The following is a 6,536-nucleotide window of genomic DNA, read 5'->3' on the forward strand; positions in this document are numbered from 1 at the left end:
GGACCGCGTTTCCTGGCGGGCACGAGGGGGTACAACTGCGAAATGCTCGAAGTCACGGTGACCGAGTCGTCGCCTGCCTCCACCCTTCTCACCGTCTCCGGTGAACTCGCAGGTTCCGGCGCGGAACGACTGCTCGCCCGCCTCGACCGCCTCCTCGACCAAGGCCACCGCTACGTCGTGCTGGACCTTTCCGGTGTCTCGTTCTGCGACTCCAGCGGGATCAGCGCGCTCGTGCGGGGACATGCCCGTGCCTCGGCCGCCGCCGGTGGGCTGCGGCTTTCCGCGGCGTCGGATCAGGTGGTGCGCATCCTCGAGCTGTCAGGGCTCGCTCGGATGCTCGGCCTCAAGTCCACTGTGGAGATCTAGGAGCAGACGGGGCGCATCGCCTCGGCCAAAGCGTTCTCGTGCAACCGGTCGAGGCGGTGCAGCACCACGGCCGACCGTTCCGCGATCGTCGCGTGGATCTCGCACCTCAGCGTGGGACGACGAAGCTGCTCGGTGTCCTTGAGCTCGTTGAGGATGTCCGTCGTCAGCCGGTCGAGGATCGGTCGCACCTCCGCGCCGAGATCAGGGCGCCTGGACGGGACTTCCTCCGGGTGCTCAGTCCAGCGCGCGTAGAGGCCGCGTTGCACGAGCTTGTTCGCCTCGATCTGGGCGCGGAAGAAGCGTGCCGCGTTCTCCGGATCGATGCCGAGCTGCGTCGACCTGGTGCGCACGCCGTCGAGGACCTGCTGTTCGCGTGCGGGGTCGTCGATCGGTTGGGGTGTGCCGAACTTGGCCGCTGCCACCAGGTCCGCGACCTGAACGCGCTTCACGGCGAGGTCGGTGAGCTCACCGAGTGGGCCGACGGGGGTGAGTGACGCGGCAAGGGTCAGTGCGACCGCCAGAATCCTCATGATCTCCGAGAGTGCCATGATGGCGGGGTGGAGTCCACGCGCATCGACCGTTGGCTGTGGGCGGTCCGGCTGACGAAGACCCGCCCGGACGCCGCTCAGGCGTGCCGGGGCGGCCACGTGCGCATCAACGACAAGCCCGCGAAGGCCTCCGCAACCGTGGTGCCCGGTGACCAGGTCCGTGCCCGTGTCGGCGACAAGACCCGGATCGTCGAGGTCGTGCGGGTGATCCAGAAACGGGTCGGCGCGGCGGACGCGGCCACGTGCTTCATCGACCGCACTCCCCCGCCACCGGCGGACGTCCCGATCGCGCGGCGCGACAGGGGTGCCGGGCGGCCGACCAAGCGGGAACGCCGGGTGCTGGACCAGTTCCGTTCTCAGAACTAGCGGTCGGAGAGCTTCACCGCAGAACGACGTCCGCCAGTTCCGTGAGCGATGTGCCCAGCGGCAGGTCGACCCGCAGGGAGGCGAACGGATCGCCGCGCGTCTCGCCGCGGTTGATGATCACGACAGGCAGGCCGGCCGCGAACGCGCGCCGCACGAACCTGAGGCCGGACATGACCGTCAGCGAGGAGCCGAGCACGAGCAGGGAGCGGGCGTTGTCGACGAGCGAGTAGCACTGTTCGACGCGCGGGCGGGGCACGTTCTCGCCGAAGAACACGACGTCAGGCTTGAGGACGCCGCCGCACTCTCTGCACCCGACGACCTCGAAGTCCTTGACGGTCTCCTCCGGCAGGAAGACGTCGCCGTCGGGGTTGATCTCGCTGGTCGTCGCGGCGAAGTCCGGGTTGGCCTCGCGGAGGCGCTCGTCGAGCTCGGCGCGGGGCGAGAGCAGCTTGCAGTCCAGGCAGATCACGCGGTCCAGGCCGCCGTGCAGCTCGACCACGTCCCGCGTGCCCGCCGCCTGGTGCAGGCCGTCGACGTTCTGGGTGATGACGCCGGCGAGCTTGCCCGACAGGCGGGTGACGGCGTGATGGCCCGCGTTGGGATGCGCGCGGGCGATCGTGCGCCAGCCGACGTGGCTGCGGGCCCAGTAGCGCTGCCGGCCTGCCCGGCTGGTGGTGAACTCCTCGTAGGTCATCGGGGTGTGCTTGCGCAGGGACCCGCCCTCGCCGCGGTAGTCCGGGATGCCGGACTCCGTGGAGAGGCCCGCGCCGCTGAGCACCAGCACGCCGCCTTCGTCGACGATCGGGACGACGTCGGCGAGGGTGGAGGTGCGCGGCAGCGACGGGCCCGAGGGCGACCAGGTCAGAGTGGGCCTTGTTCGCACTTCACCAGCTTACGTATCAACCGCAAGTCACCAGCTCCGGTACCACTGCCGCAGCTCCGCCTCCGCCGCGGCGGTGTTCCCTCCCGACGGGGCCGTGATCAGCGCAAACTGCCGTCCGGTACCGCCGCGCAACAGCAGCTTGCCGCCCTCCACGGTCGACGACGCCGAGCTCACGACCAGCGGCGAGCGCAGCGACGCGGGCAGGTGCACCTCGGTCGGCGCTGCGCCTCCGTTGGAGTCCCAGACAAGCACGGCGAACGGCGCGGAGCCGACCAGTGTGCGGACGTTCGGCAACGGGATCTGCTGCCACGTCTGGTAGGCGCGGTCCTCGTAGGTGAACGCGAGCGTGGTGCCCGCGACGGCCTGCGGGTAGACGCGGTCGACGAGGGCGCGCTCGACGGTGAGCACCGGGTTGCCGGACGCGTCGAGCTTCACCGCCGAGAAGTGCTCGTCGTTCATCGCGTCGCCCTCGGTCTTGACCTTGTTCGGGTTGTCGTTCATCAGCTCGCGGTGGCGGTCGTAGTTGGTGTCCCAGTGCCACTGGCTGCCGGAGATCACGCTGCCGCGCGGCGCCGACCACCAGCGCGCGCCCGGAGCGGTCGAGTCGAGGCCCTGGTAGATCGCCTTGAGCACCGAGGAGGCCTTGTCGGACGTGTTGCCGGAGACCGGGTGCCCGAACTCGGAGACGATCGACGTGGTGCCCAGCGCGGTGGCACGGTCGCGGATGGTGTTGAACGCCTGGGTGTACTGGCCGTCGCCCGCCTTGCCCGGCATGAGGAGACCCGACTGCGCCTTGCCGTCGTAGAAGTGCGCGTTGAACACGAACCGCTCCCCCAGCGACGGCACCAGCGCGAGGCCGCCGGGTTCGGCGAAGAAGTCCACGTTCTGGTTCCAGAACACCAACGGTTCCACGAAAGCGGGCTTCGAGGTCCAGCCGGCCTCGTCCATCTCGGTGCGGAAGCGGTGGTAGAACGGCATCAGGAGGTCGCGCTCCCACATCTGCGAGGTCTGGCCGCTGTCGTACTTGCCCGCGTAGGGCTCGTTCAGCGGGTCGACCCCGACGACGAGCTTGAACTCGTTGGCGGGCAAGGCGTTCTTCACGTGCTTGAGCGCCTCGCCGGCCGCGTTGACGAACGAGTCCAGCACGCCGTTGCGGTTGTGCCAGAAGTCGTAGGTGGCGGCGGTGACCGCGTTGTTGTTCTTCATGTTCTGGCCCCAGTGGAAGCAGAGGCCGCACGATTCCTTGGGATAGCCGCTCGCGGCCCACGCCGGGGCGCCGTCACCGGTGTACCAGCTGTCCTTGTTGAACAGGTACCGCGAGTACAGGTCCTGGTGGAAGTCGAGGTAGACGCGGATGCCCTGGTCGGTGAACGCGCGCAGCTGCGCCGTCACACCGTCGAGGTAGGCGTGGTCGATCTGGCCGCGCTGCGGTTCGATCCACGCCCACGTGAGCAGGAACCGCACCGCGTTGGCGCCGGTCAGCTGTTTCATCGCGGTCGCGGACTTGCGCGCGTCCGCGATGGAGGCGAACGGCAGACCGCGGTGCTCGGCGAGCTTCGCCGTGCCCGAGACATTGAAGCCGCGCAACACGACCTCACGCCCGTGCTCGTCACGGAACACACCGCCGGACACCCGGAGCTCGGAGCCGTCGAACGACTCCGCCCGCACCGGCGTGATCACCAACGAGAGAAGGAACAGGACTGTCAGGAGTACCGCTCGCCGCATCGCCGCCGCCTTTGGGAACGTGAACGAGATTCGCGTTGCACGGTAACCGGTGAATTCACGCCCGGCTAGGGTTGATCGAGCGCGTTCGACGCATTCGACGATTTCAGGAAGGCCCCGCAGTGGCCGAAGTGATCACCCGCGACGACGTCGAGGTGCTGGAGCACACCGTCGCCGACGAGCTCACCGCGATGAGCGAGGCGTGGGACTGGTTCGAGAACCTGGTGGGTCTCAAGGGCCGCAAGATGTTCGCGCGCATCGACGAGACGGCAGGCACGGGCGGTACCGGCGCACGGTGCTGGAGGGTGAGCCTCCCGAGCTGTACGGGCGGATCGGGCCCGCCATGGAGGAGCTCAAAGCGCTGGGGCCCTGGGACTCCTCCCGGCCGCTCGTCGAGTTCTACCGCCGGCACACCGTGATCGAGCTCTGGGTGCCGGTCGGCTAGAGGTTCAAGCTGTAGGCGATGTAGCCCTTGTACGTGGTCAGCTTGTCGTAGAGCGCGCGTGCAGTGGCGTTGTTCTCCGTTGTGTGCCAATGAAGTCGTGCGACGCCCCGCTGCCGGGCGTCGCTCGCCACGCTGTCGATCAAGGCACGCGCTATGCCGCGGTGCCGGACTTCCGGATCGACGAACAGGTCCTGGAAGTAGCAGCGGGAGTCGCCGGCGGACCAGACGCTGGTGTGGAAGTAGTAGTGCGCGAAGCCGACGATCCCGCCGTCCAGCCGCGCGGCGATTCCCCTGATCTCCACGCCGGCGAGCAGCCGAGACCAGGTCTGGTCGTAGACGTCGTCGCCCAGCACACCCGCGAACTGCGTGTGGAACGCGCGGACCAGCGCATGCCAGCCCGCGCGATCGGCCTCCGTGAGCCCGCTGATCTCCACGCTCAGCTGAAAATCCCCGCCACCAGCTCGGCCGTCTTGGCCACCAGCGGCTCGTCGGCCGCGCCGTTCGGGGCGTCCTTCTTCGTCGACAGCACGGCGATCATGATCGGCGCGCGACCGGGCGGGAACGCGATGCCGACGTCGTTGGTGGTGCTGTACTTGCCGGTGCCGGTCTTGTCGCCCCAGCGCCACGCCGCCGGCAGCCCGGCGCGGATCCGGTTGTCGCCGGTCGTGTTGGCCAGCAACCACTTCGTCAGCTGGTCGGCGTCGGTGCGGTTGAGCGCGTGGCCGAGCGTGAGCCGCGCGTAGCTCTGCCCGATGGCGCGCGGCGAGGTCGTGTCGGTCGTGCGGCCCGGTTCCGCCGAGTTCAGCTCGGGTTCCCAGCGGTCGAGGCGCGTGACCGGGTCACCGATCGAGCGGCTGAACCGGCTGATCGCGGTCGGGCCACCGAGCTCGCGCAACAACAGGTTGGCCGCACAGTTGTCGCTGTAGGTGATGGTCGCCTCGCACAGGGCCGAGACCGTCATGCCGTTCGCGAGGTTCTCCGGCTTTCCGGTGATCGGGCCGTAGCCGGACTTGGTGACGTCTTCCTGCGTGTAGCGGATCACCTTGCCCAGCAACGAACCGTCGTGGTCACGGCGCAGGATCGCCGCGGCCGCGATGGTCTTGAACGTCGAGCACATCGGGAAGAGCTCGTCCGCCCTGTGCAGCACCGTGCGGCCGCTGCCCGTGTCGGTGGCGAACACGCCGAGACGCGCGTTGTGCTGCCGTTCGAGATCGCGCAGTTTGCCGGTGAGCGGTGAAGCCTGTGCCGTGGCGGGCACGGCAACTGCCAGCGCTGCCCCGGCGCCCAAGGCCAGCACCGCACGTCGGTTAACACTCAACGTCCTGTCCCCTTCTTAGGAAACCTCTCCACCTGTCAGGACGCATGAGAGATCAACTGGTTGTCTGGTCGGCGCCGCACAGGGCAGCGTTCTCGATCGTCTGGCCGGCTTTCGTCAGCACCGCGAGCACGTACACGAGAGCAGCGAAGACGAACCCCGCTGCCGCGACCACGGGCCAGTCGACGGGCACGGGCCGTCGACCGGCTCGACGACGGAGGCCGGTGAGGCCGCCCGCGAACGGCTCAAAGCGCTCGGCGCGTTGCCGGAGGACCTGCGCGCGTTCGCCCACATGGTCGCCTTCGAGACGCTGAGCTCGGCCCTCTACTTCCTGGACGACCCGGGCGGTGACGACGACGTGCCCGGTCTGCCGGGCTGGGCCCTGATCGAGACGTCCGACAACGAGCTGACCGGCCGGTTGGTGCAGGGTCTGTACGAGGACATGGACCTGACCCGCTGACTCACCCCGCAATACGGTCCAGCACCGCGCTGATCGCGAGATCCACCGTGTACTCGAACTCGGCCTTGCGGTCGAACGCCGCGAGGTGCGGCGCCGTCTCGACGACGGAGGGTAACCCGGAGGCCTCCAGCACCTCGCGGCGCGCACCGTCGTCGCTTCCGAACGTCGGAGCCGCCGACACCTCGCGCAGCAACGTGCCGATCAACGTGGCGAGAAGCATGCGCAGCAGGTGCACGGCCTCGTCCGCCTGCGCACCGGCGGCCAGCAGCACCGCCAGCACCGCGTCGACCGGTGCGAGTCCTTCCAGCGACGAGAGCTGGCGGGTGAGCACGAGCGGAGCGGCGGCGGGAGACGCTGCAACTGGCTTGTGCCACCGGGAAGAGCGGGTGCCCGAGCGCCTCCTCGAACACCGATCGCCGGTACGGCGACAG

General features: G+C 68.9%; 10 protein-coding genes and 1 pseudogene. 4 read left to right on the top strand and 7 right to left on the bottom strand.

Translation table 11 applies throughout. The features are described 5' to 3' along the window. The first annotated feature begins 42 nt into the window (after positions 1–42). A complete protein-coding gene (locus FXN61_RS26700; RefSeq protein ID WP_167976771.1) occupies positions 43–366 on the top strand; it encodes an STAS domain-containing protein in 324 nt (107 codons plus the stop codon). On the opposite strand, the gene FXN61_RS26705 is transcribed toward FXN61_RS26700, so the two are convergent. Further along, entirely contained in the window at positions 363–896 is a 534-nt protein-coding gene (locus FXN61_RS26705) for a chorismate mutase (protein ID WP_246292048.1), read from the bottom strand. The genes FXN61_RS26700 and FXN61_RS26705 overlap by 4 nt on opposite strands. A gap of 27 nt (positions 897–923) precedes the next feature. On the opposite strand from FXN61_RS26705, the gene FXN61_RS26710 reads away from it, so the two are divergent. Then, the gene (locus FXN61_RS26710) at positions 924–1,280 is read left to right on the top strand and encodes an RNA-binding S4 domain-containing protein (RefSeq protein WP_167976773.1); all 357 of its coding nucleotides are present in this window, start codon (positions 924–926) and stop codon (positions 1,278–1,280) included. A 13-nt stretch (positions 1,281–1,293) separates the two neighbouring features. On the opposite strand, the gene FXN61_RS26715 is transcribed toward FXN61_RS26710, so the two are convergent. Both FXN61_RS26715 and FXN61_RS26720 read right to left on the bottom strand, forming a co-directional pair. Next, a complete protein-coding gene (locus FXN61_RS26715; RefSeq protein ID WP_167976774.1) occupies positions 1,294–2,163 on the bottom strand; it encodes an NAD-dependent protein deacetylase in 870 nt (289 codons plus the stop codon). Positions 2,164–2,190: 27 nt separating this feature from the next. Further along, on the bottom strand, positions 2,191–3,888 hold the full coding sequence (locus tag FXN61_RS26720; RefSeq protein WP_167976775.1) for a cellulase family glycosylhydrolase: 1,698 nt from the start codon (positions 3,886–3,888) through the stop codon (positions 2,191–2,193). 119 nt (positions 3,889–4,007) lie between these two features. On the opposite strand from FXN61_RS26720, the gene FXN61_RS26725 reads away from it, so the two are divergent. Next, positions 4,008–4,304, top strand: coding sequence for a hypothetical protein (locus tag FXN61_RS26725; protein WP_167976776.1), 297 nt, complete (start codon positions 4,008–4,010; stop codon positions 4,302–4,304). Positions 4,305–4,326: 22 nt separating this feature from the next. On the opposite strand, the gene FXN61_RS26730 is transcribed toward FXN61_RS26725, so the two are convergent. From FXN61_RS26730 to FXN61_RS26740, 3 genes are all read right to left on the bottom strand, one after another. Next, positions 4,327–4,764, bottom strand: coding sequence for a GNAT family N-acetyltransferase (locus FXN61_RS26730; protein WP_167976777.1), 438 nt, complete (start codon positions 4,762–4,764; stop codon positions 4,327–4,329). Between the two features lie 2 nt (positions 4,765–4,766). After that, on the bottom strand, positions 4,767–5,627 hold the full coding sequence (gene bla, locus FXN61_RS26735; RefSeq protein ID WP_312878011.1) for a class A beta-lactamase: 861 nt from the start codon (positions 5,625–5,627) through the stop codon (positions 4,767–4,769). 73 nt (positions 5,628–5,700) lie between these two features. After that, a complete protein-coding gene (locus FXN61_RS26740; protein WP_167976779.1) occupies positions 5,701–5,937 on the bottom strand; it encodes a hypothetical protein in 237 nt (78 codons plus the stop codon). On the opposite strand from FXN61_RS26740, the gene FXN61_RS26745 reads away from it, so the two are divergent. Beyond that, positions 5,938–6,105 (top strand): hypothetical protein, encoded by a 168-nt coding sequence (locus FXN61_RS26745; RefSeq protein ID WP_167976780.1) that lies wholly within the window; start codon positions 5,938–5,940, stop codon positions 6,103–6,105. It begins immediately after the preceding gene. 1 nt (position 6,106) lies between these two features. On the opposite strand, the pseudogene FXN61_RS26750 reads toward FXN61_RS26745, so the two are convergent. Next, positions 6,107–6,536: pseudogene (locus FXN61_RS26750) on the bottom strand (TetR/AcrR family transcriptional regulator C-terminal domain-containing protein); the annotation flags it as partial.

This window comes from Lentzea indica, from assembly GCF_012184385.1.
GTDB lineage: Bacteria > Actinomycetota > Actinomycetes > Mycobacteriales > Pseudonocardiaceae > Lentzea > Lentzea indica.

What these genes read in the sequence shown, in the direction of transcription:
- FXN61_RS26700 (WP_167976771.1), top strand. Translation starts at nt 43, where the DNA reads ATGCTCGAAGTCACGGTGACCGAGTCGTCGCCTGCCTCCACCCTTCTC.
- FXN61_RS26705 (WP_246292048.1), bottom strand. Translation starts at nt 896, where the DNA reads ATGAGGATTCTGGCGGTCGCACTGACCCTTGCCGCGTCACTCACCCCC.
- FXN61_RS26720 (WP_167976775.1), bottom strand. Translation starts at nt 3,888, where the DNA reads ATGCGGCGAGCGGTACTCCTGACAGTCCTGTTCCTTCTCTCGTTGGTG.
- FXN61_RS26745 (WP_167976780.1), top strand. Translation starts at nt 5,938, where the DNA reads ATGGTCGCCTTCGAGACGCTGAGCTCGGCCCTCTACTTCCTGGACGAC.